The organism is Rhodococcus sp. M8 (assembly GCF_015654185.1).
Taxonomy (GTDB): domain Bacteria; phylum Actinomycetota; class Actinomycetes; order Mycobacteriales; family Mycobacteriaceae; genus Rhodococcus; species Rhodococcus aetherivorans.
Genome location: NZ_CP064065.1, coordinates 3719246 through 3740880, shown reverse-complemented (window position 1 = coordinate 3740880; position 21635 = coordinate 3719246). Strand labels below are relative to the sequence as shown.

General features: G+C 69.8%; 18 protein-coding genes. 14 read left to right on the top strand and 4 right to left on the bottom strand.

What is annotated here, in order from left to right; all coding sequences use genetic code 11:
- Positions 1–5: 5 nt before the first annotated feature.
- From ISO16_RS16945 to ISO16_RS16910, 8 genes are all read left to right on the top strand, one after another.
- On the top strand, positions 6–1049 hold the full coding sequence (locus tag ISO16_RS16945; RefSeq protein ID WP_072636734.1) for a 2Fe-2S iron-sulfur cluster-binding protein: 1044 nt from the start codon (positions 6–8) through the stop codon (positions 1047–1049).
- A 50-nt stretch (positions 1050–1099) separates the two neighbouring features.
- Positions 1100–2206, top strand: a complete 1107-nt coding sequence (locus tag ISO16_RS16940) for an aromatic/alkene monooxygenase hydroxylase subunit beta (protein WP_072636733.1) — start codon at positions 1100–1102, stop codon at positions 2204–2206.
- A complete protein-coding gene (gene mimD, locus ISO16_RS16935) occupies positions 2203–2544 on the top strand; it encodes a propane 2-monooxygenase effector subunit MimD (protein ID WP_029546745.1) in 342 nt (113 codons plus the stop codon). The genes ISO16_RS16940 and mimD overlap by 4 nt, the downstream gene beginning before the upstream one ends.
- A 78-nt stretch (positions 2545–2622) precedes the next feature.
- Positions 2623–3666: an amidohydrolase family protein gene (locus tag ISO16_RS16930; protein WP_072636732.1), complete on the top strand. Its 1044-nt coding sequence runs from the start codon at positions 2623–2625 to the stop codon at positions 3664–3666.
- Entirely contained in the window at positions 3663–4421 is a 759-nt protein-coding gene (locus ISO16_RS16925) for an iron-sulfur cluster assembly protein (RefSeq protein WP_072636731.1), read from the top strand. The genes ISO16_RS16930 and ISO16_RS16925 overlap by 4 nt, the downstream gene beginning before the upstream one ends.
- Positions 4418–5443, top strand: coding sequence for an NAD(P)-dependent alcohol dehydrogenase (locus tag ISO16_RS16920; RefSeq protein ID WP_029546743.1), 1026 nt, complete (start codon positions 4418–4420; stop codon positions 5441–5443). The genes ISO16_RS16925 and ISO16_RS16920 overlap by 4 nt, the downstream gene beginning before the upstream one ends.
- A gap of 39 nt (positions 5444–5482) precedes the next feature.
- Positions 5483–7132 (top strand): chaperonin GroEL, encoded by a 1650-nt coding sequence (gene groL / locus ISO16_RS16915; RefSeq protein WP_072636730.1) that lies wholly within the window; start codon positions 5483–5485, stop codon positions 7130–7132.
- Positions 7133–7238: 106 nt separating this feature from the next.
- Positions 7239–7559: a putative quinol monooxygenase gene (locus ISO16_RS16910; protein WP_072636729.1), complete on the top strand. Its 321-nt coding sequence runs from the start codon at positions 7239–7241 to the stop codon at positions 7557–7559.
- A gap of 105 nt (positions 7560–7664) precedes the next feature.
- Here the strand turns inward: ISO16_RS16910 and ISO16_RS16905 are convergent, their stop codons facing one another.
- Positions 7665–10811 (bottom strand): NAD-glutamate dehydrogenase domain-containing protein, encoded by a 3147-nt coding sequence (locus ISO16_RS16905; protein ID WP_083662353.1) that lies wholly within the window; start codon positions 10809–10811, stop codon positions 7665–7667.
- Positions 10812–10988: 177 nt separating this feature from the next.
- On the opposite strand from ISO16_RS16905, the gene gabT reads away from it, so the two are divergent.
- Genes gabT through ISO16_RS16885 form a run of 4 tightly spaced genes read left to right on the top strand, consistent with a single transcriptional unit; the run spans position 10989 to position 16186 of the window.
- On the top strand, positions 10989–12347 hold the full coding sequence (gene gabT / locus ISO16_RS16900; RefSeq protein ID WP_029546739.1) for a 4-aminobutyrate--2-oxoglutarate transaminase: 1359 nt from the start codon (positions 10989–10991) through the stop codon (positions 12345–12347).
- Between the two features lie 34 nt (positions 12348–12381).
- Entirely contained in the window at positions 12382–13575 is a 1194-nt protein-coding gene (locus ISO16_RS16895) for an acyl-CoA dehydrogenase family protein (protein WP_006932150.1), read from the top strand.
- Positions 13576–13607: 32 nt separating this feature from the next.
- A complete protein-coding gene (locus tag ISO16_RS16890; RefSeq protein WP_072636728.1) occupies positions 13608–15074 on the top strand; it encodes an aldehyde dehydrogenase family protein in 1467 nt (488 codons plus the stop codon).
- Complete coding sequence (locus ISO16_RS16885) at positions 15071–16186, top strand: CaiB/BaiF CoA transferase family protein (protein ID WP_006932154.1); 1116 nt, start codon at positions 15071–15073, stop codon at positions 16184–16186. Before ISO16_RS16890 ends, ISO16_RS16885 begins: the two co-directional genes overlap by 4 nt.
- Before the next feature lie 112 nt (positions 16187–16298).
- Here the strand turns inward: ISO16_RS16885 and ISO16_RS16880 are convergent, their stop codons facing one another.
- Positions 16299–17453 (bottom strand): hypothetical protein, encoded by a 1155-nt coding sequence (locus ISO16_RS16880; protein ID WP_006932156.1) that lies wholly within the window; start codon positions 17451–17453, stop codon positions 16299–16301.
- A 403-nt stretch (positions 17454–17856) separates the two neighbouring features.
- Here ISO16_RS16880 and ISO16_RS16875 point away from each other — a divergent pair, with 403 nt between their 5' ends.
- A complete protein-coding gene (locus ISO16_RS16875; protein ID WP_006932157.1) occupies positions 17857–18147 on the top strand; it encodes a type II toxin-antitoxin system Phd/YefM family antitoxin in 291 nt (96 codons plus the stop codon).
- Entirely contained in the window at positions 18144–18425 is a 282-nt protein-coding gene (locus tag ISO16_RS16870) for a type II toxin-antitoxin system RelE family toxin (RefSeq protein WP_006932158.1), read from the top strand. Before ISO16_RS16875 ends, ISO16_RS16870 begins: the two co-directional genes overlap by 4 nt.
- A 61-nt stretch (positions 18426–18486) precedes the next feature.
- On the opposite strand, the gene ISO16_RS16865 is transcribed toward ISO16_RS16870, so the two are convergent.
- Both ISO16_RS16865 and ISO16_RS16860 read right to left on the bottom strand, forming a co-directional pair.
- Entirely contained in the window at positions 18487–20037 is a 1551-nt protein-coding gene (locus ISO16_RS16865) for a PucR family transcriptional regulator (RefSeq protein WP_072636727.1), read from the bottom strand.
- Between the two features lie 28 nt (positions 20038–20065).
- Complete coding sequence (locus ISO16_RS16860; protein WP_083662352.1) at positions 20066–21625, bottom strand: PucR family transcriptional regulator; 1560 nt, start codon at positions 21623–21625, stop codon at positions 20066–20068.
- Positions 21626–21635: the final 10 nt, after the last annotated feature.

The window sequence follows — 21635 nt, the reverse complement described above, 5'->3', positions numbered from 1 at the left end:
CCCCCGTGGCCGACAAGCACCGCATCAATTTCGAGCCCGTCGACATCGAGATGGAAGTCGGCGAGGACGAGTACATCCTCGACGCCGCCTTCCGGCAGGGCATCCATCTGATGCACGGCTGCCGCGAGGGGCGTTGCTCGGCCTGCAAATCCTTTGTCCTCGAAGGCGACATCCAGATGGAGGACTATTCGACGTTCGCCTGCAACGACGCCGAGACCGACGAGGGGCACGTACTGCTCTGCCGCTCGACTGCATACAGCGACTGCACCATCGAATTGCTCAATTTCGACGAGGACGAACTCCTGGGTGGTATCCCCATTCAAGAAGTGCGCACCCGGATCACCGCGATCGAGCCGATGACCAAGGACATTGTGTCGCTGCAACTGCAGCCCGTCGAACCCACGGAGTACGAGTTCAAACCTGGTCAGTATTCCGACCTGCAGATACCGGGAACCGAGGAACATCGGTCCTTCTCCATGGCGACGACCCGATCGACGCCGGGACATGTCGAGTTTCTCATCAAGAAGTACCCCGGTGGCAAGTTCGCCGGCTTGCTCGAGGACGGCATCTCGGTGGGCGACGAGATCACCCTGACCGGACCGTACGGATCCTTCACCCTCAAGGACGGTCACGTCCTGCCGGTGGTCTTCGTCGGCGGCGGCGCCGGCATGGCCCCGATCCTCTCGCTCCTGCGGCACATGAGCGAGACCGGCAGCACCCGGCCCGTCCGGTTCTACTACGGTGCCCGCACGCCGGCGGATCTGTTCTACCTCGAAGAGATCCTCGAACTGGGAAAGACCCTGACGGACTTCGTGTTCGTGCCCTGCCTCTCGGAGTCAGCGGAGCCGGTGCCGTCCGGACTCCCGGAGGTCGAGGAAGGCAACGTCACCGACATCGTGGACCGCCGCGAGCCGGACATCCACCGGAGCGAGGTCTACCTGTGCGGGCCACCCCCCATGGTCGATGCAGCCCTGGAATTGCTCGAGGTGCACAACACCCCGAAAGACCAGATCTTCTACGACAAGTTCACCAGCCCCGCCTTCGAGTAGGCGCCGTAGGAAACCACCCTGCTCCTTCACCGACAGAAGTGAGAAACGAGATGACCGCATCTACCGACTCCAAGCACCGTAGCTTCCCGAAGATCGAGTTCACCGACTCCGAAGCCGGCGCGCTGGACTTTCCCAGCTCCCGCAGCCGCACCTTCACCTACTACACGCCGGCCAAGAAGCGGTCGACGATGTACGAGGACGTCACCGTCGACGTGCAGCCCGATCCCGAGCGGCACCTGTCGCAGGGCTGGATCTACGGCTTCGGCGACGGACCGGGCGGATACCCGAAGGAATGGACGGCCGCGAAGTCGTCGAACTGGCACGCCTTCCTCGACCCGAACGAGGAGTGGGACCAGACGATCTACCGCAACAACGCGGCGGTCGTGCGCCAGGTCGATCTGTGCCTGCAGAACGCCAAGCGCGCCCGCGCCTACGACGGCTGGAACACGCCGTGGCTGAAGTTCATCGAACGCAACCTCGGCGCCTGGATGCACGCCGAGAACGGCCTGGCGCTGCACGTGTTCACCTCCATCCAGCGGTCCGGGCCCACGAACATGATCAACACCGCGGTGGCGGTCAACGCGGCACACAAGATGCGGTTCGCACAGGACCTCGCGCTGTTCAACCTCGACCTGTCCGAGGCCGGGATATCGTTCGACGGGGCCGCCCACAAGGAGGTCTGGCAGTCGGCGCCCGAATGGCAGCCCACCCGCGAGGTCGTCGAACGGCTCACCGCGGTGCCGGACTGGTGCGAGCTGCTCTTCGCCACCAACATCGTCTTCGAGCAGCTCGTCGGCTCGCTGTTCCGCAGCGAACTGGTCATGCAGATCGCCGCCCGCAACGGCGACTACATCACGCCGACGATCGTCGGCACCGGTGAGCACGACTACGACCGGGATCTCGCGTACACGCGCAACCTCTTCCGGCTGCTCACCCGCGACGAGCAGTTCGGCGAATCGAACAGGGAGCTGTTCGGGACCTGGCTGGCGACCTGGGTGCCGCGCTGTCTCGACGCCGCGCGCGCCCTGCAGCCGATCTGGTCGCAGCCGGCCGATAAGGCGGTCACCTTCGCCTCCAGCCTCGAGGCGGCCGAGGCGAAGTTCCGTTCCCTGCTCGAGGACATCGGGCTCGACATCGCGAAGGAGCTGGACAAGTGAGCATGCAATTCGGATCGGCCACCGAGTTCTCCAACATGTGTGGCGTCACCCTGATGAACACCCCGATCGGCCGCGTGGTCGCCGAGGTCATGGGCGCCAAGGACGGCGTGCAGCTGACGGAGTACCCGTCGATGATCCGCGTCGACGGCGTCAACCGCCTCGAGTTCGACTACGAGGAACTTACCGACGCTCTCGGCTCCGACTTCGACGGCTCCGTCTTCGAGGAGATCAGCTCCACCCACTACGGGCGCATGGTGCACCTCGATGACAAGACCATGCTCTTCGCCAGTCCCGAGGACGCCGCCGAGTACATCGGATTCGATCTCACGGCGCACTGACCGCGGCCGTCCGGGCCCGCAGACCGGGCCCGGACGGCTCCCGATCCACCACCGGCACACGACAGAACGAGGGAAGCGATGTACGAGAAGGACGGGCAGCAGTACTTCATCGTGGACGGGCACGTGCACATCTGGGACGGCCGCGAGTCGAACCAGAAGAACGTGCACGGGCGGCAGTTCATCGACTGCTTCTACGACTACCACAAGAACCTCAGCCCCGAGGAGGAGGTGTGGGACTACGACACCTACACCTACTACGGCGGCGAACGCCTCATGAAGGACCTGTTCGTGGACGGTCACGTGGACCACGCGATCTTCCAGGCCACCCTGTTGAGCGACTTCTACCGCAACGGGTTCGGGCAGACCGAGGAGGCGTTCGGGCTCACCCGCAAGCACCCCAACAAGCTCACGTACAACCATGCCTACGATCCCCGCCACGGGGAGGCCGGCCTCGAACAGCTGCGCCGGGACGCCGAACGGATGAACCTCCAGGGCGTCAAGCTCTACACCGCCGAATGGCACGGCGACTCCCGCGGATACAAGCTCGACGACCCGTGGTCGAGGCGCTACCTCGAGGAGTGCATCGAGCTGGGGATCAAGAACATCCACGTGCACAAGGGCCCCACCATCCGGCCGCTGGACCGCGACGCCTTCGACGTCGCCGACGTGGACAAGGTCGCCACCGACTACCTCGACCTGCGCTTCGTCGTCGAACACGTGGGCCTGCCCCGGCTCGAGGACTTCTGCTGGATCGCCACCCAGGAGTCCAACGTGTACGGCGGTCTGGCCGTGGCGATGCCGTTCATCCACACCCGTCCCCGGTACTTCGCCCAGATCATCGGCGAATTGCTCTACTGGCTCGGCGAGGACAAGATCCTGTTCGCCAGCGACTACGCGCTGTGGACCCCGAAGTGGCTGATCGAGAAGTTCGTGGACTTCCAGATCCCGGAGGACATGACCGAATACGCGCCGATCACCGTCGAACAGAAGAAGAAGATCCTCGGCCTCAACGCCGCGGCGCTCTACGACATCGACGTCCCGGAACACCTGCGGCTGCCCGAGCCGGCCGGACAGGAGGGGGTCGAGGTCGCCGCGGGAGCCCAGCAGGCGGTGTCGTCGTGACCGCGGCTCCGGTGTCGGGCAGCGACGTGCTCGCCGCGCTCGGCACCGTGGTCGATCCCGAACTGGACGAACCGATCACCGATCTCGGCTTCGTGCGGTCGGTGGTCCTCGACGACGACGGGGTGACCGTGCACCTGCGGCTGCCCACCGCGTTCTGTTCGCCGAACTTCGCCTACCTCATGGCATCCGACGCGCAGGACGCCCTGCGGGCGATCGAGGACATCGGGCACGTGCGGATCCTCCTCGACGACCACCACGACAGCGGCAAGATCAACCGCGGGCTCGCCGCCGACGCCGGCTACCGGGGCACCTTCGGCTCCGAGGCGGAGGAGAACCTCGACGAGTTGCGCCGCACGTTCCGGCGCAAGGCGCACCTCGCCGCCCTGGAACGCTGCCTCGAGAACCTGCTGAAGCACTCGGAGCTCACCGTCGACGACATCCCGTCGCTGACGCTGAGCGACATCCCGCCCGGCCGGCAGAAGGCGGCCCTGATACGCCGGCGGCTCGACATCGGCCTGAGCCTGTGCCCGGCCAGCCGGGTGTTCGTCGACGACGACGGGCGGCCGATCCCCCGTGAGGCGGTACCGATGCGGCTGCGGTTCGCCAAGTCCGTGCGGATCTCCATGGAGGGGAACGCACACTTCTGCCGCGGGCTGCTCGCGACCCGGTACGCCGACAGCGACGGCGGATCGGCAACACCCCGGGTCGCCGACATCCGAACCAGTTGTTCCGCAATCGTCAGGAGAGTGTCATGAAGGCCGTGCAGGTGGTGGGGTACCACACCAAGCTCCAGCTCGAGGAGATCCCCGAGCCGAAGATCGAGGGCCCGCTCGACGTCGTCGTCCGCATCGGCGGAGCGGGCGTGTGCCGCACCGACATCCACATCCTCGAGGGGCAGTGGGCCGAGAAGAGCGGCGTCGTCCTGCCGTACACGATCGGCCACGAGAACGCCGGCTGGGTCCACGCCGTCGGCGACGCCGTCACCAACGTCGCCGTCGGCGACAAGGTCATCCTCCACCCCCTCATCACGTGCGGACTCTGCCGCGCGTGCCGGTTCGGCGACGACGTGCACTGCGAGAACAGCCGGTTCCCCGGCATCGACACCAACGGTGGCTACGCCGAGTACCTGCGCACCACCGCGCGCAGCGTGGTCCGGATCGACGACTCGCTCGAGCCGTCCGACGTCGCAGCCCTCGCCGACGCCGGGCTCACGGCCTACCACGCGGTCGCCAAGGCCGCGCGGGCGACGCGACCGGGCGACGTGTGCGTCATGATCGGCGCGGGCGGCCTCGGCCACATCGGCATCCAGGTCCTGAAGGCGGTCTCCGCGGCGACCCTGATCGTGGTGGACCGCAACCCGGCCGCCGTCGCGCTGGCCGTCGGGATCGGTGCCGACCACGGCATCGTCGCCGACGGCACCCACGTGCAGCAGGTCCTCGAGCTGACCGGCGGCCGCGGCGCCGAGGCCGTCGTGGACTTCGTCGGCGAGGGCGGCGCCACGAGGGACGGCGTCGCGATGCTGCGCCGCGCCGGCAACTACTACGTGGTCGGATACGGCGAGAACATCGACGTCCCCACGATCGACGTGATCTCCACCGAGATCAACTTCATCGGCAATCTCGTCGGCTCCTACAACGACCTGCAGGAGCTCATGGCCCTCGCCGCCCAGGGAAAAGTCACGCTGCACACCACGAAATATCCGCTCGAGCAGTTCCAGCAGGCGATCGACGACCTCGACGCGGGACGGGTCCGCGGCCGCGCGATCCTCGTCCCCTGAACCGCACCCCGCACAGTCAGCACGAAAGGAAGTCCAGCCATGGCCAAGGATCTGCGGTTCAACCAGGAGGCACGCCTCCTTCTCGAGTACGGGGTCAACGCGCTCGCCGACGCGGTCAAGGTGACCCTCGGCCCCAAGGGCCGCAACGCGGTGCTCGAAAAGCTGACCGGCCCACCCACCATCACAAACGACGGTGTCACGATCGCCCGCGAGATCCAGCTGCGGGACCCGTTCGCCAACATGGGCGCGCAGCTGGTCAAGGAAGTGGCGATGAAGACCAACGGCGTCGTCGGTGACGGCACCACGACCGCGACCGTGCTGGCGCAGGCCATGGTCCGCGAGGGGATGCGGGCCGTCGACGCCGGTGCCAATCCCATGCGGGTGCGGCGCGGCATCGAACGCACCGTTCCCGTGGTCGTCGAGGCACTGCGGGACCGGTCGGTGCAGGTCGACGGACGCAAGGATCTCGAGCGCATCGCGACCCTCGCCGCGAGCGACGACGAGGCCATCGGCGAGGCCATCGCCGAGGCGGTCTCCCACGTGGGCAGGTCCGGCATCGTCACCACCGAGGAGAGCGAGACCCTCGGGATGTCGGTGAGCGTCGTCGACGGCATCGAATTCGACCACGGCTACATCTCCGGCTACATGGTGACCAACCCCGAACGCATGGAAGCGGTCCACGAGAATCCGCTGATCCTGTTGACCAACAAGAAGATCACCCAGGTGCAGGAGATCATGCCGAGCATCGAGGCGGCCAAGCGCGCCGATCGGCCCCTCGTCGTGCTGGCCGAGGACGTCGACGGCCCCGCCCTGCAGCTCCTCGTCGGCGGCAACATGCACAACACCATGCACTCCGTCGTCGTGCGGGCGCCCGGTTTCGGGCACCGGCGCGTCGCCGAGCTGCAGGACCTCGCGGTCGCGCTGGGCGGGCACGTCGTCGCCAAGGACACCGGCGTCGAACTGTCCGAGGTGACGGCCGAGCACCTCGGTTCCTGCGACCGCATCACGGTCACCGAGAACGAGACGACGATCGTCGGCGGCCACGGCGATCAGAGTCTCCTCGATGCGCGGATCGCGCAGCTCGAGGCGCAGCTCGGACGGGCCCGGATCGACGCCGACCAGGACAGCCTCCAGCTGCGCATCGCCCGGCTCACCGGGCGGGTCGCCGTCATCCGCGTCGGCGGCGCCACCAGCGTCGAACTCAAGGAACGCATGCTGCGCGTCGAGGACGCCCTGGCCGCCACCCGGGCCGCCCTCGAGGACGGCATCGTCGCCGGGGGCGGCACCGCCCTGGGGCAGGCGCACCGGGCGCTGGCCGACCTCGACCTGTCCGGCGACGAAGGCATCGGCCGCGACGTGGTGCGGCGTGCCCTGCCCGAGCCGCTCCGGTGGATCGCGGTCAACGCCGGCTTCGACGGCGACGAGGTCGTGGAGGTCGTCGCGGGGCTGCCGTCGGGACACGGGTTCAACGCGCTCTCCGGCAAGTACGGCGACATGTTCGACGAGGGCGTCGTCGACCCGTTCAAGGTCACCCGCGCCGCGCTCGAGAGCGCCGCGTCCATCGCGGCGCTGCTCATCACCACCGAGACCGCGATCGTGGAGGAGGTCTTCGGCAACCCCGGGGCGATCCACGCGCCCGGCTTCGGGGACCTGGCCGAGGGCATGGTCCGCCCGTCCAACATCTACTGATCGCCGGGGGATCGTCTCGGCGGCGGCCGGGCCTCGTCGGTCGCTTCCCTCCGAGGCAACCGGCCGCCGCCGTGCCCACCACGGCTCGACAGGAAGGGAGTGCGCAATGATCTTCATCGTGGTCAGGTTCCGGGTCCGTCCCGAATGCCGGGACGACTGGGTCGCCCTCACAAAGGAATTCACCGAGTCGACGCGGGCCGAACCGGGCAATCTGTGGTTCGAGTGGTCGCGCAGCGTGGACGACCCGTCCGAGTACGTGCTCGTCGAGGCGTTCCGCGACGGTGAGGCCGGTGCCGCCCACGTCGGTGCCGACCACTTCCGCAAGGGGCTCGACGCCATGCGCCCGGCGCTGAGCGAGACCCCGCGGATCCTCCACACCGAGATCCCCGGCATCGAGTGGTCCCGCATGGGCGAACTCGAAATATAGGCGGCTCGCCGCCGTGACACTCTGGCGGCTCGCCGCCGTGACACTCTGGCGGCTCGCCGCCGTGGTGCCCTTTCGGATCTCCCCCGGTCCGAAAGGGCACCACAATCAATGACTCTCGCGCACGAGCAGGCGCAGTTCCGCGCCGAGCGTGCACGCCCGCGGCAGATCGACGAGCCCGTCCTCGCGCAGTTCGGTGGTCAGGCGCGTCACCCGGGCGATCGCGTCCGGGACCCGCCGCTGCCACCGCGCCAGGACCTCGTCGACGTCGGCCGGAGCGATCGGGGTGCCGTCCCGGCGCAGGATCGCGGCGACGAGGGCGTGGTGGCGTTCGGCGAGCTCGTCCCGCACCGTGGCGATCGCCGTGCTGTCCCACCAGGTGTGGGATCCGGCGGACAGGTCCGGCGACGTCCCGTCGAGCCCCAGCAGCGAACCCGTGCCGGCGTGCACCCGGGCGACGGTGCGCGCCGGGCAGTTCAGCGTGTACGCCGTGTCGACCAGGGCCGGGTACTCGCCGAGTAGCCGGAAGTCCGGCCCCCCGTCCGCCCCGGTGTCGCTCAGCAGGTCCTCCACTCCGGCACGCAGCCGGGTGATCTCGGCGCTCACGTCGAGCGGCGACGGCCGCAGCCGCAGGATCCACGAGGCCGCATGCTCGACGAAATTCTGCACGGTGCCGAGCCGCGCCCAGCGTTCGGCGCCGGAACCGGGGCGGTCCCGCGCCTCGGCCCACAACCGGTCGGTGTCGAACACCGCCCGGATCACCGCGTACGCCCGTGCGACCGCCGGCGTGCGCACCCCGAGTCGTTCCTCGAGCTGATAGATCATCCCCGGTCCGACGTGGTCGACGAGGTCGGAGGCGATCCGGGTCGCGACGATCTCGCGGCGCAGGGGATGATCCCGGATCTCGTCCTGCAGCAGTCCGCGCATGCGTTCGGGGAAGTACGCCTGGGCGACGTCGGCGAAGACGGGGTCGTCGGGCACATCCGACTCGAGCAGGTCCCGGCACACGACGTTCTTCGACCGCGCGAGCAGCACCGCGATCTCCGGCCTGGTCAGCCCGCGGCCGGCCCCGGCCCGCGCGGCCAGCTCCTGCACCGTGGGCAGTACCTCGGTGCTGCGGCGGATCCCGTCACCGGTCTCGAGGTGGCTGATGAGCCGCTCGTGCCGGCCGAGGAGCCGGGCCGCGCGCGAGACGGCGAGCCCGAGCGCCACCGACTGGTCCCGGCTCGTGCGCAACACCGTGCGGGCCACCTCGTCACGGGCGTCGCCGAGCAGGCGGTTGCGTTCCTCGAGTGTCAGACGTCCGCTGCGCCGGGCGGATTCGAGGGCGATCTTCAGGTTCACCTCGGCGTCGGAGGTGGCGACGCCGGCCGCGTTGTCGATGAAGTCCGCGTTGATGCGGCCACCCGCCGCCGAGAACTCGATGCGTGCCCGCTGCGTGAAACCGAGGTTGCCGCCCTCGCCGACGACGCGGCAGCGGAGCTGTGAGGCATCGACGCGGACGTCGTCGTTACCCGGATCGGCTGCATCCGTGTGACTTTCGGAGGTGGCCTTGACGTAGGTGCCGACGCCGCCGTTCCAGAGCAGGTCCACCGGTGCGGTCAGCAGCGCCTTGATCAATTCGCTCGGGGTGGTGGTGGGGTGCGGCAGACCGAGCAGGCGCCGTGCGGGTTCCGGGACGGTGACGGACTTCGCGGAGCGAGGCCACACCCCTCCGCCGGGCGAGAGGACGTCGCGGTCGACATCGTCCCAGCTCGATCCGGGGCGCTCGAACAGCCGGCGGCGCTCCGCGTAGGCGCGGGCCGGGTCCGGGTCCGGGTCGAGGAAGATGTGCCGGTGGTCGAACGCGCCGACGAGGCGCAGGTGCGGGGAGAGCAGCATCCCGTTGCCGAAGACGTCGCCGGACATGTCTCCGATCCCCACCGCCGTCACCTCGGTGGTGTCCACGTCGACACCGAGGTCGGCGAAGTGCTCGCGAACCGCGACCCACGCGCCGCGCGCGGTGATGCCCATGGCCTTGTGGTCGTATCCGCTGGATCCGCCGGAGGCGAAGGCGTCGCCGAGCCAGTAGTCGTACTCCGCTGCGATGGAGTTCGCCAGGTCGGAGAACGCGGCGGTGCCCTTGTCCGCGGCCACCACCAGATATCCGTCGTCCCCACCGTGGACGACCGTACGGTCCGGGTGCACGATCTTCCCGTCGACGATATTGTCGACGAGATCGAGCATTCCCCGAATGAACGTCGAATAGGCCTGAGCCGGAGAGACATCCGGGTTTCGCCGCACGAACGCGCCCTTGGCGCCGACGGGGACGATGGGAGCGTTCTTCACCACCTGGGTCTTCATCAGGCCGAGTACCTCGGTGCGGTAGTCCTCCGGGCGGTCCGAGAATCGCACACCGCCGCGGGCGACGGTGCCGCTCCGCACGTGGATGCCCTCCATGTCGTCCGAGTGGACGAAGATCTCGCGGTGGGGGACGACGGGCCCGGGATCGGTGAGACGTCCGGAATCGAGCATGAATGCGCCGTACGATTTCGGTGCGCCGTGTTCGTCGCGCTGGTACCAGTTGGTGCGCACGGTGGCGGTGACGAACGACTCCAGGCTGCGCAGGATGCGGTCCTCGTCGAGGCTTTCCGCCGCGCCGCGCCGCGCGGCGAGCGCCCGCTCCGCCCGCTCGGCGGCGACGTCCCGGTCGCGCCGGTCCGGGTCGAAGCGCGCGGCGAAGCAGGCGACGAGGGCCTCGACGAATCCTGGATGCCGGCAGAGGGTATCGACGATGTACCGCTCCGACATGATCAGACCGGCCTGGCGGGCGAAGCGGCCGGCGGCCCGGACCAGGGCGATGTCCCGCACGTCCACATCGGCGACGACGGCGAGGCGGGCGTACCGGTCGACGACGGTGCGGCCCTGCGCATGGGCGTCGACGACCGCCGCTACCCGGCAAGGCGAACCCGGCCCCCACTCCGGGGGCGTGACGAACGCGAACCGATGCACCCGGCGATCCTCGCCGTCCCCCGTCAGGAGTTCGTGATCGTCGATCCGCAGCCCGAAATGTTCGAAGGTGTGGACGGAGTCGGACAGCGACGGATCGCGGCCCGGCCACCTCATGACGGCGTCGGCGACGCCGTCGCGGGCAGCGCGCTCGACGAACAGGAGGGCCGGATGCTCCCCGCGTGACCCGGCGAGGTGCCGCGCGGCCCCGGCGACGTCGGTGGGCAGCGGTTCGTGTCGATGCGTGGTGGCGGTATCGGTGGTCATCGGCGTGTCCTTTCGATCACCCGGTGTGGGCCGTGGTGTGCCGCCAGTCTGCGGGCGACCCCTGGAGACGGACATGTACTCGATGTCCATGTATGCGGCGGAACTTGTACTTCCAGTCCATGAGTGACCGGCGTTCTCGCCCCTACAGTTCGAGGAAACCGACGGAGGGAGAAGGACATGACCGCAGTGGAACTCGTACGGGGCGGGCCCGGACTCGAGCAGGCACGCCGCATCGTGACGGAAATCCCGGGCCCCCGGTCCCGCGAGCTGGCGCAGCGCCGCGCCGCCGCGCTGCCGGCGGGCCTGGCCAGTGGCGCCGAGATCTACGCGGCGGCGGGCGGCGGGGGTGTGCTCGTCGACGTGGACGGGAACTCCTTCATCGACCTCGGTTCCGGCATCGCCGTCACCACCGTCGGCAACTCCGCGCCGCGCGTCGTCGAACGTGCCACCGCGCAGCTGCAGCAGTTCACCCACACCTGCTTCCTCGCCACGCCGTACGAGCCGTACATCGAGGTCGCCGAGGTCCTCAACCGGCTGACCCCCGGAACCCACGCCAAGCGCACGGCACTGTTCAACACCGGCAGCGAGGCCGTCGAGAACGCCGTGAAGTACGCCCGCGCGGCGACCGGTCGTTCCGCCGTGGTCACGTTCGACCACGCCTTCCACGGTCGGACGCTGATGACGATGACCATGACGGCGAAGAACCAGCCCTACAAGCACTCCTTCGGTCCGTTCGCCCCGGAGGTCTACCGCGCGCCGATGGCCTACCCCTACCGGTGGCCGAGCGGGCCCGACCGCGCCGCGGACGAGGCGTTCGAGCAGTTCCGGCTGCTCGTCGACGCCCAGATCGGCGCGGACCAGGTGGCGTGCGTCGTCGTCGAACCCATCCAGGGCGAAGGCGGGTTCATCGTCCCCGCCGACGGATTCCTCCGCCGCGTCGCCGATTTCTGCCGGGACCGCGGCATCCTCGTCGTCGCCGACGAGGTGCAGACCGGCATCGCCCGCACCGGAGCATGGTTCGCCTGCGAGCACGAAGGCCTGGTGCCGGATCTGATCGTCACGGCGAAGGGACTCGCCGGCGGGCTTCCGCTCGCGGCCGTCACCGGCCGGGCCGAGATCATGGACCGCGCCCACCCGGGCGGCATCGGCGGCACCTACAGCGGCAACCCCGCGGCGTGCGCGGCGGCACTCGGGGTGTTCGAGACGATCGAAGCGGAGCATCTGCTCGACCGGGCTCAGGAAATCGGCGCGCTGATGCTGCGGGAACTGCGCGACATCGGCACCCACCACCCCGTCGTCGGCGACGTCCGCGGACGCGGCGCCATGATCGCCGTCGAACTCGTCGAGCCCGGTACGACCACTCCCAACCGCGAGGCCGTCGCGGAGATCGTCCGGTACTGCCAGGCCCACGGGGTCCTCACCCTGACCGCCGGCACGTTCGGGAACGTGCTCCGTTTCCTGCCGCCGCTGTCGATCTCCGACGAGCTGCTCACCGAGGCGTTCTCGGTGCTGCGCGACGCGTTCGCCGCCCTCTGACCACCACCGCTCCCTACTCCGCGAGGACCAGCACATGACCACCACCGCACCCGCCCGCACGACCGGTCCGCTGCGACCGCTCGAACTCCTCGGCGCCGACACACTGCTCGACGCCGACGAACGCGACATCGCCGCCACCGTCCGCCGCTTCGTCGAGACCCGGCTCGTCCCCGAGGTCGGCGACTGGTTCGAATCCGCGACGCTGCCCAAGGAAGTGGCGAAGGAGTTCGGCGCCCTCGGCGTCCTCGGCATGCACCTGGACGGGTACGGCTGCGCCGGCACCAACGCCGTCAGCTACGGCCTGGCCTGCCTGGAACTCGAGGCCGGCGACAGCGGATTCCGCAGCTTCGTCTCGGTGCAGGGTTCGCTGTCGATGTTCTCCATCCACCGCTACGGATCCGACGAACAGAAGCAGGAATGGCTGCCCCGCCTGGCCTCCGGAGACGCCATCGGGTGCTTCGGCCTGACGGAACCCGACTTCGGGTCCAACCCTTCGGGAATGCGCACCCGCGCCCGCCGGGACGGTTCGGACTGGATCCTCACCGGCACCAAGATGTGGATCACCAACGGCAATCTCGCGGACGTCGCCACGGTGTGGGCCCAGACCGACGAGGGTGTCCGCGGGTTCCTGGTTCCCACCGACACACCCGGCTTCACCGCCAACAGGATTCACCGCAAGCTGTCGCTGCGGGCTTCGGTGACCTCCGAGCTGGTCCTCGACAACGTGCGCCTGCCGGGCTCGGCCGAGCTTCCCCTCGCCCGCGGCCTCGGGGCTCCCCTGTCGTGCCTCAACGAGGCCCGTTTCGGCATCGTGTTCGGCGCGCTCGGCGCGGCCCGGAACAGCCTCGAGACCGCGTTGGACTACGCCGCCTCCCGGGAGGTCTTCGACCGCCCGCTCGCCGCCTACCAGCTCACCCAGGAGAAGCTGGCCGACATGACGCTTGAGCTCGGCAAGGGCTTCCTGCTCGCACTGCACCTCGGCCGCCTCAAGGACGAGTCCGGTGTCACCCCCGAGCAGATCAGCCTCGGCAAGCTCAACAACGTGCGCGAGGCATTGGCCATTGCCCGCGAATGCCGGACCATTCTCGGCGCCAGCGGCATCACCCTCGAGTACTCGCCGCTGCGGCACGCCAACAACCTCGAGTCGGTGCTGACCTACGAGGGCACCAGCGAGATGCACCTGCTCTCGATCGGCCGCGCCCTGACCGGTCACGCCGCATTCCGCTGACCCGCACCGTCGAAGCGTCGAAGGGACACACGATGACGACACCCGTTCTGCTGCAGCACTACATCGACGGCGAGTGGTTCGACGGCGGGGCCGAGGCCCTGGCGAGCATCAGCCCCGCCGAGCCGGACGTCACCGTGGCCCGCGGTCGTGCGGCCACGGGCGACGACGTCGACCGGGCCGTGGCCGCCGCGCGCGCCGCGGCCCGGCCATGGGCGAGAACCCCGGCGCACGAGCGCGGTGCCGTCCTCGCCCGGGCGGCTGCCGTCGTCGAATCGTCCGCGTCGCAGTGGGGCGCGGAACTTGCCCGGGAGGAGGGCAAGACGCGGGGCGAAGGCGTCGCCGAGGTGCTCCGCGCGGCCCAGATCCTGCGCTTCTACGGCGGCGAGGGCGACCGGGAGGCCGGCGAGATGTTCGCCTCTCCCCGCCGCGGTGAGCAGATCCTGGTCGCGCGCAAGCCCGTCGGCGTGGTCGGGGTCATCACCCCCTTCAACTTCCCCATCGCCATCCCCGCCTGGAAGATCGCCCCGGCACTGACCTACGGCAACACCGTGGTGTGGAAGCCGGCGGGCACCGTGCCGCTGCTGGCCATGCGGCTGATGCAGGCCCTCGCCGACGCCGGCCTGCCGCCGGGGGTGCTCAACCTCGTCATCGGTGGCCGGGCGGTCGGCGCCGGCATCGCCGACCATCCGGGTGTCGACGCGCTGACCTTCACCGGTTCCACGGCGGTGGGCCGGAGCCTCGCGGCGGCGGGAGCCGCCCGGGGGGTGCCGGTGCAGGCGGAGATGGGCGGCAAGAACGCGGCGGTGGTGCTCGGCGACGCGGACCTCGATCTCGCCGCCGAACAGGTGCTGCTCGGCGCGTTCCGGTCGTCGGGGCAGAAGTGCACGGCGACCTCCCGGCTCATCGTCACCGACGACGTCGCCGACAAGTTCGTCGGTGAACTCGTCGCCCGGATCGGGAAGTGGACCGTCGGCAATCCCCTGGACGAGGACGTCCACATGGGTCCGGTGGTCGACGCCGCGGCGCGGGCGTCGATCCGGGCGGGGGTCGACGAGGCGGTACGCCAGGGTGCCCGAGTGTTGTGCGGGGGCCGGCCCTACGAGGACGGTGAACTGGCGGCCGGGTTCTACGTGCCGCCCACCGTGCTCGAGCTGCCCGGCACCCGGCTCGACGTGTGGCGCGAGGAACTGTTCGGGCCCGTACTGGCCGTGTGCCGGGCGGCCGACGCCGAGACGGCGTTCGCGCTCGCCGACGACAGCGAGTACGGCTTGTCGGCGGCGGTGTTCACCCAGGACCTCACCCGCGCCCTCGGGGCACTCGACGACCTGGACGTGGGCATCCTGCACATCAACTCCGAATCCGCCGGCGCCGACCCGCACGTCCCGTTCGGCGGCGCGAAGAAGAGCGGGTACGGCCCGAAGGAACAGGGCCGCGCCGCACGGGAGTTCTTCACCCACACCACGACCGTCTACCTTCGCGGCGGGAGGCCGATCGCATGAGCAGGGGCGCACTCGACGGCATCGTCGTCGCCGACTTCACCCGGGTCCTCGCCGGCCCCTACGCCACGATGATGCTCGCGGACATGGGTGCCGAGGTCGTCAAGATCGAACGTCCCGGCACCGGCGACGACACCCGCGCGTGGGGACCGCCCTACGACGACGAGGGCTCGGCTACGTACTTCAACTCGGTGAACCGCAACAAGACCTCCGTGGTCCTGGACCTCGCGTCGGAGGACGGCCGCGCCGAGGCCCGCCGGCTCGTGGCGCGCGCGGACATCGTGGTCGAGAACTTCCGGGCGGGCACCATGGAGCGGCTCGGCCTGGGCTACGACGAGCTGCTCGACGTGAACCCGGGGCTGATCTACTGCTCCGTCACCGGGTTCGGGAGCGGGGACGGAGCGGCCCTGCCGGGCTACGACCTGCTCGTGCAGGCCGTCGGTGGGCTCATGAGCATCACCGGACCCGAGGCCGGTACGCCGACGAAGGTGGGTGTCGCGGTCGTCGACGTGCTCACCGGCCTGCACGCCCTCGCCGGCATCCTCGCCGCTCTGCATCATCGGGAGCGCACCGGCGAGGGGCAGCGCGTCGAGACCAACCTTCTTTCCGCGCTCCTGTCGTCGCTCGTCAATCAGGCGTCGGCGTACCTCGGTGCCGGGGTGGTGCCCGGCATCCTCGGAAACCGGCACCCCAGCATCGCCCCGTACGAGGTGTTCACGACCAAGGACCGGCCGCTGGCGCTGGCGGTGGGCAACGACAAGCAGTTCACGCGGCTCGCCGAGACGATCGGCGCGCCGGAGCTGGCCACCGATCCGCGCTTCCGCAGCAACCCGCTGCGCGTCGCACACCGCGAGGAACTGTGCGCCGAGATCACCTCGATCCTCGTCACGGCCGGGGCCGACCACTGGTACGACGAACTCTCCCGCGTGGGTGTTCCGGCCGGACCCATCAACGACGTCGCCGAGGCATTCGAGTTCGCGCGGCGTCTCGGCCTCGATGCCGTGGTGTCCGTGCCGGGAAGCGCCACGCCGCAGGTCGGAAATCCGTTGAGCTTCTCCAGGACTCCGGTCCGGTACCGTTCGGCCCCGCCACCCCTGGGTGGAGCCGCGGACTGACCGGCAGGAACCGGAGGAGTGCCCGTCCCGTCGCGTCCGGCCGCGGCGGGACGGGCGTCGTGCCGCACCGAACCGAACGGCGGGCGCCTCCGTCGTCCGTCCCCTCCCTCGATCAGGGATGCGCGACGGCGCGATCCTCGGGGGCGGGAACGGTGGCTGCGGGCCGTCGCAGACCGAAGGACTCGAAGCCGACGACGTACAGGAGCGTCACCAACGCGAACAGGTCCATGAATCCGAGGGCGTTGCCGTGCAGGCCGCCGGCGACGGCCGGCTCGTGGAGCACGATCTCGGCGATCACGTAGTAGTACAGGACGAACGTGGTCACGGCGAGGGCGAACGTGATCGCTGCGCGGGACAGCAGGTTCACCACGGCCCCGCCGCCCGTCGGCCTGTTACCGAAGGCGTTGGCCCACAGAATCATCCATGCGACCCAGCACACGCCCAGCTGGGCCGGGAACTGATCGAGCGGGAAGCCCGGTTCGGCTGCCGTGCCGGGTCCGACGAGCACCGCACACACCGCACGCAGTGCCGCGAACAGCACGGTGCCGAGCACGATGTTGCCGACCGTCGAGACCAGTGCGACCCGCATGCGGCTGCCGGCGAGCCGCCACGGCCAGTTCTCCCAGGTCTGTCCGGTGAGCACGATCGCGACGATGATCGAGTAGTACCAGCCGAGCAGTGTGTCGATGCCGAGCAGTGCTGTGCCCTCCCGAACCGTCTCCGAGACCGCGGGTACACCCAACACGAGATAGAGCAGTGCGGTGGGGACGAGGAGGGAGACGATCTCGCAGGCGCCGACCCACGGCTGTTTCAGGCCCAGATCGGTCCACGGCCAGTGTCCCCAGTTGAGCACCACCAGGACCCACGTGGAGAAGCCGAACAGGACGAACAACGCGCCCGTGAAGTAGCCCAGGCCGTCGGGACGCGCGGCCGCGTAGTCGGGATACAGGTGGCCGATTCCGCTCGCCAGGGCATACGTGACAACGACGGCGAAAGCCGATGCGGCGCCGAGGAACGCAATGCCGCGCCAGGGTTGACGTAGCCGGTCGAATCCCCAGAGTTCGAGGTTGAATCCGGCCCACACGACGAACAGCAGGGCCCAGAACAGGGCGGCGTTGAACGGCAACGGATACAGGTCGAACGGGCTGAGCCGCGGGTCGGCGAGCAGATACCACGCCGCGACGGAGGCGGTGGTGATCACGGCGGTGTTGGCGACACCGAATCCGAGCCACCCCGGGGACGTGTCGGCGTGCGAGCGTTCGGGCATGGGGTACCGAAACCTTCTGTGATGCCCTCGAAACGAGGGGCGAGGGGAACGTCGGCCGAGGAGATCGGTGAGTGGTGTGGTGGCCGGAGTCGGCTGCCGGATCGCGGACCGTGTCCTCGAGGGTTCTTCGTCAGCTCCGCCGGCGCAGTTCGGGACCGGCCGTGGGAGCGTGGAGCATCGGAGTGTCCTTCCCGTGAGAATGCGACTCGTGAGAATGTGACTCGGAGCACACTCGAAACGATCGCGCGTCACAACTGTTGCGCCGCGTTGCATCCCCCGCTCGGGTCCGGATCGTCCGCCACGGCCGCCCGGCATCTCCCGGACCTCGACGGCCGCTCACCACTCCGGCCGGGTATGGATCGAGTCGAGGTCGCAGCGGTCAGCCGAAATGTTGGCTGCAATTATGTACATGACGACTCTTCCGGTGGCCGAGGCGCGGGCGCAGTTCTCCCGTCTGGTCGACGAGGCCGAGCGCACCCACGAGCGGTTCGAGATCACCCGAAATGGGCACCGGGCCGCGGTGCTGCTCGGTGCCGACGACTACGACGCGCTGCGCGAGACCATTGCCGTGCTGGCCGAGAAGTCCCTGCTTGCCGACCACCTCACGGGAATGGCCGAGATCGAGGCCGGGGACAGCCTCGATGCCGCATCCCTCGCCGAGATCATGTCCGCGGGCAAGCCCGGCGACGAGTGAGCGTTCCCGGCGAGCCCTACACCCTGATCGTGGCCCGTACCGCTGCCCGTGCGCTCGAGCGGACCCTGCCCGAGAAGGTCGCCGCCGCGGTGTACGAGTTCCTCACCGGACCCCTCCTCGAAAACCCGCACCGGGTCGGCAACGAACTCGCCCCACCGTTGGCACCGGCCTGCTCCGCCCGCCGCGGCTCCTACCGGGTGCTGTACCTGATCGACGAGAACACCCGCCAGGTCCGAGTCACCGCGATCTCCCACCGCGCCGACGCGTACCGCACCTGAATCTTCCGGGGCGCGGCCGGGGTGAGGATCTCGTCGAGGCGCTGCGACCGGACGTCGGCACCTATCCGCCACGGCCGTCCAGCATCTCCCGGGCCTTGACGGCCAGCCACCACTCCACCCGGGTGTGGATCGAGTCGAGGTCGCGGCCGGTGAGTTCGGTGATGCGGGCGAGCCGGTTCCGCAGGGTGTGCCGGTGGATGCCCAGCGCGGCGGCGGTGCTCTCGGCCTGGCCGTTGTGCTCGAGGTACGCGGCGAGGGTCTCGACCAGTCGTCCGCTCGATCCGTGCTTCGCGTCGTAGGCATCGAGTGCTTCGAGTCCGGTGCGGGCGATGGCCTGCAGCGCGTCCGGGTCCTGCATGCCCAGCAACACCGAGAAGGTACCTAGCTCGGCGAACTCCACCGGTGTCCGGCCCCCGTTCCGCGCTGCCCTGACCGCCGAGAGAGCCTGCTGCACACTGGTGTTCGCGCCCTTCACGCCGCACGGACCGCCCAGCCCGCACCGGACCGGCCGGCCGAGCTGCGCGCGGACCCGGTCCTGGACCCGGGTCGCGATCTCGCGTGCCCGGTCGGCCGGCAGAACCACGGCGACATCCGCGCCGACCGAGGCCGCCAGATGGGGTACGCCCTCCGCGGCGAGGACTGCGCCGACCTGCCGTTCCGCCGGCAGCAGCGGGCCGACCTCCGTCAGCACGGCGACGGCGACGGTGTCGGTCGGTTCGAACCCGAAATAGCGGAGCAGGCCGGCGTCCATGCGTTCGGGTGCGTCGAAGAGTGTCCGGGTGACGACGGCCCGCAGCCGCTGTTCTGCGCTCTGCACCTTCGCGGGCTTGCCGAGCTCGATGGAGATCAGCGACACGGCGTGGGCGAGGAGCAGACGGTCGGCCGGCGGGAGCGGCTCCGCGGTGCCGACGGCGAGGTATCCGTAGAGGTCCTGGGCCGCCGCGATGCTCTGAACGGTGTAGTGCCCGGCGGCGTCGGCCAGCACCTTGCTCATCTGCCGCCGCCGCGGAGATCGGGACGCCGACTCCGCCACCCCGCGCGCATGCCGGACCGCCCGCGTCGTGTCGGACCCGTATTCGGCGAGTACGCGATCGTCGGCGTCGACGACGGCGACGGCTCCGGCGAGGGCCTGACCGAGCGCGGTCACGACCGCGGGCACACCCCCGCGCAGTGTGGCCCGGGCCAGCCGCTCCTGCTGATCGACGACCCGCTGCACCGCGCGGACCTGGTCGGCGGTCAGTTCGTCGATGACCGCCCGGGTGATGGCGATGAAGGGCGTCGAGGCGGGCACGGCGAGCACCGGGAACCCCAGCGCGTCACCCGCGGCGCGCAGACCGTCGGGCACGCGGTCGAACCGGGTTCCGGTGTCGAACGCCAAGGCCGCGCAGCCGGCCCCCACCAGGCCCTGGAGGTACGCGAACTGCTCGTCGGCGCCGGCGCCGATCTCCAGTCCGGTGGTCATCACGAGCTCTCCACCCGAGAGCCACGGGGTGGGGTCGGGAAGCTCGATCGGATGCGCCCACTCGATGACACGGTCGGCTCCGTCGCGACCCGCCACGAGAGTGAGCCCGAGCTCCGGCAGCGTCGTGAGCCGACGCACGGTGATGGCCATGATGACGATCCTTCCCCGCACCGGGCGGCTAGGAGGTGGGGTGTTCGGCGAGGACTTCGAGGGCCAGATGCACGTCGGTGACGTCCCGGGGGGAACGCAGGGACCGGCCCAGCAGGTCCTCGACTCGTTTCACCCGGTGCCGCACGGTATTCGGATGCAGGTTCAGCTCCCGCGCCGTCCGCCCCACGTCCAGGTCCCGGGCCAGGTGGAGCACGAGGAAATCGACCAGGTCGTCGTGGCCGTCGAGCAGTGGGGCCAGGACCGCGGTGGCGCGCGCGAGAGCAGGCCCCGGGTCGCGGCCCGCCAGCAACCAGTCCGCGAGGCTCACGTCCTCGAAGCGCTGGGTGCTGCGGCCGAGCCGCTCGGCGGCCCGTCGCGCCCAGCGCGCCTCGCGCAGTTTGTCGGGCCCGCGCGCGGGATCGGTGAACGGCTCGCTCGAGCCGCACGTCAACCCCTGTGGAAGGTTGTTCGACCAGGAGTCGAGAGCCTCCGCCCGGGCGGGGACCACTCCGACGAGGCCCCCCTCGCCCCGGGCGAGCAGCAGGGTCAGCCCGATGTCGCGGGCCAGCCCGGACACGTCCGTTTCGACGGCATCGAGCAGCGAGTTCGCCCGGAACACCCATCGGCGGTTGTCGTAGTCGGGTGCGGCGGACAAGGCCAGCATCCGCATATCGGGCTCGGGGCCGAACCGCAGCATCTCGAGCTGGTCCAGGACGGTGTCGGAATCGGCCGGATCGCCCGACGCCAGCGCCCGCACCAGTGCGGCGTGCCGCGCGCGGTTCTCGATGGTGGCGCGCTGGCGGGTGCGTTCGATCGTGTTGAGCAGCCTCAGCGACACCTCGACGGCGGGCGCGGTGAGCGGATCGGTGAGTTCGTTGCTCTTGGACGCGAGGGCGAACCAGTAGTGCTGGCCGCCCGGCGAGATCGAGTGCGCGCTCACCGACCATCGGCCCACCCGGAACAGCAGCCGGCCGTCCCGGCCGCGCAGCTGATTGCGGATCAGGTGCACCGGTGCGCCACCCGCCGAGGCCACGACGTCGCCGACCTCGTTGTAGAGGACCACGCTGCTGCGGAGCATCCCGGCGAGCCGGGCCACGAGGTCGGCCTCCGGGGACTCGGCCGTCATCGCCTCGAGCAGGTGGTTCTGCATCTGCAGCGTGCGGCGCAGCAGCATCGAGTCCTGCGCCTGCGCCGCGGCGTTGACGCGTCCGACCACCTCCATGAACGGCAGTTCCGGCGGGATCGCCACCACGGCGAACCGATGGCGCTCGGCCTCGTCGAGCAGGGGCCGGGGGACGTCGTCGGTGATCACCCCGACGCCGTACCCGAGCGCGGCGATGCCGGACCCCACGAGCTCGCGGATCAGTTCGCGATAGGCCTGCTGCGGGTGCTCGTGGCCGGGGAAGCGCGAGCCGGTGGTGAGCATCATCGACCCCGGCCGCAGCCACCGGGTCGGGTTCTCGATCTCGATCGGGTGCGCGCCGGTGATTCCCACGTTGGGGTCGGCATCGGTCGCCAGCCGGAGCCCGAGGTCGGGTTCGAGCAGCAGGTCGACGAGCCGGAAACGGTCCGGAAGCATGCCCGACATCTTTCTCCCA

Excerpts from the sequence above, each read along its gene's own strand:
- ISO16_RS16940 (WP_072636733.1), top strand. The coding sequence starts at position 1,100 with ATGACCGCATCTACCGACTCCAAGCACCGTAGCTTCCCGAAGATCGAG.
- ISO16_RS16930 (WP_072636732.1), top strand. The coding sequence starts at position 2,623 with ATGTACGAGAAGGACGGGCAGCAGTACTTCATCGTGGACGGGCACGTG.
- ISO16_RS16920 (WP_029546743.1), top strand. The coding sequence starts at position 4,418 with ATGAAGGCCGTGCAGGTGGTGGGGTACCACACCAAGCTCCAGCTCGAG.
- groL (WP_072636730.1), top strand. The coding sequence starts at position 5,483 with ATGGCCAAGGATCTGCGGTTCAACCAGGAGGCACGCCTCCTTCTCGAG.
- ISO16_RS16910 (WP_072636729.1), top strand. The coding sequence starts at position 7,239 with ATGATCTTCATCGTGGTCAGGTTCCGGGTCCGTCCCGAATGCCGGGAC.
- ISO16_RS16905 (WP_083662353.1), bottom strand. The coding sequence starts at position 10,811 with ATGACCACCGATACCGCCACCACGCATCGACACGAACCGCTGCCCACC.
- gabT (WP_029546739.1), top strand. The coding sequence starts at position 10,989 with ATGACCGCAGTGGAACTCGTACGGGGCGGGCCCGGACTCGAGCAGGCA.
- ISO16_RS16895 (WP_006932150.1), top strand. The coding sequence starts at position 12,382 with ATGACCACCACCGCACCCGCCCGCACGACCGGTCCGCTGCGACCGCTC.
- ISO16_RS16890 (WP_072636728.1), top strand. The coding sequence starts at position 13,608 with ATGACGACACCCGTTCTGCTGCAGCACTACATCGACGGCGAGTGGTTC.
- ISO16_RS16885 (WP_006932154.1), top strand. The coding sequence starts at position 15,071 with ATGAGCAGGGGCGCACTCGACGGCATCGTCGTCGCCGACTTCACCCGG.
- ISO16_RS16880 (WP_006932156.1), bottom strand. The coding sequence starts at position 17,453 with ATGCCCGAACGCTCGCACGCCGACACGTCCCCGGGGTGGCTCGGATTC.
- ISO16_RS16875 (WP_006932157.1), top strand. The coding sequence starts at position 17,857 with ATGTACATGACGACTCTTCCGGTGGCCGAGGCGCGGGCGCAGTTCTCC.
- ISO16_RS16865 (WP_072636727.1), bottom strand. The coding sequence starts at position 20,037 with ATGGCCATCACCGTGCGTCGGCTCACGACGCTGCCGGAGCTCGGGCTC.
- ISO16_RS16860 (WP_083662352.1), bottom strand. The coding sequence starts at position 21,625 with ATGTCGGGCATGCTTCCGGACCGTTTCCGGCTCGTCGACCTGCTGCTC.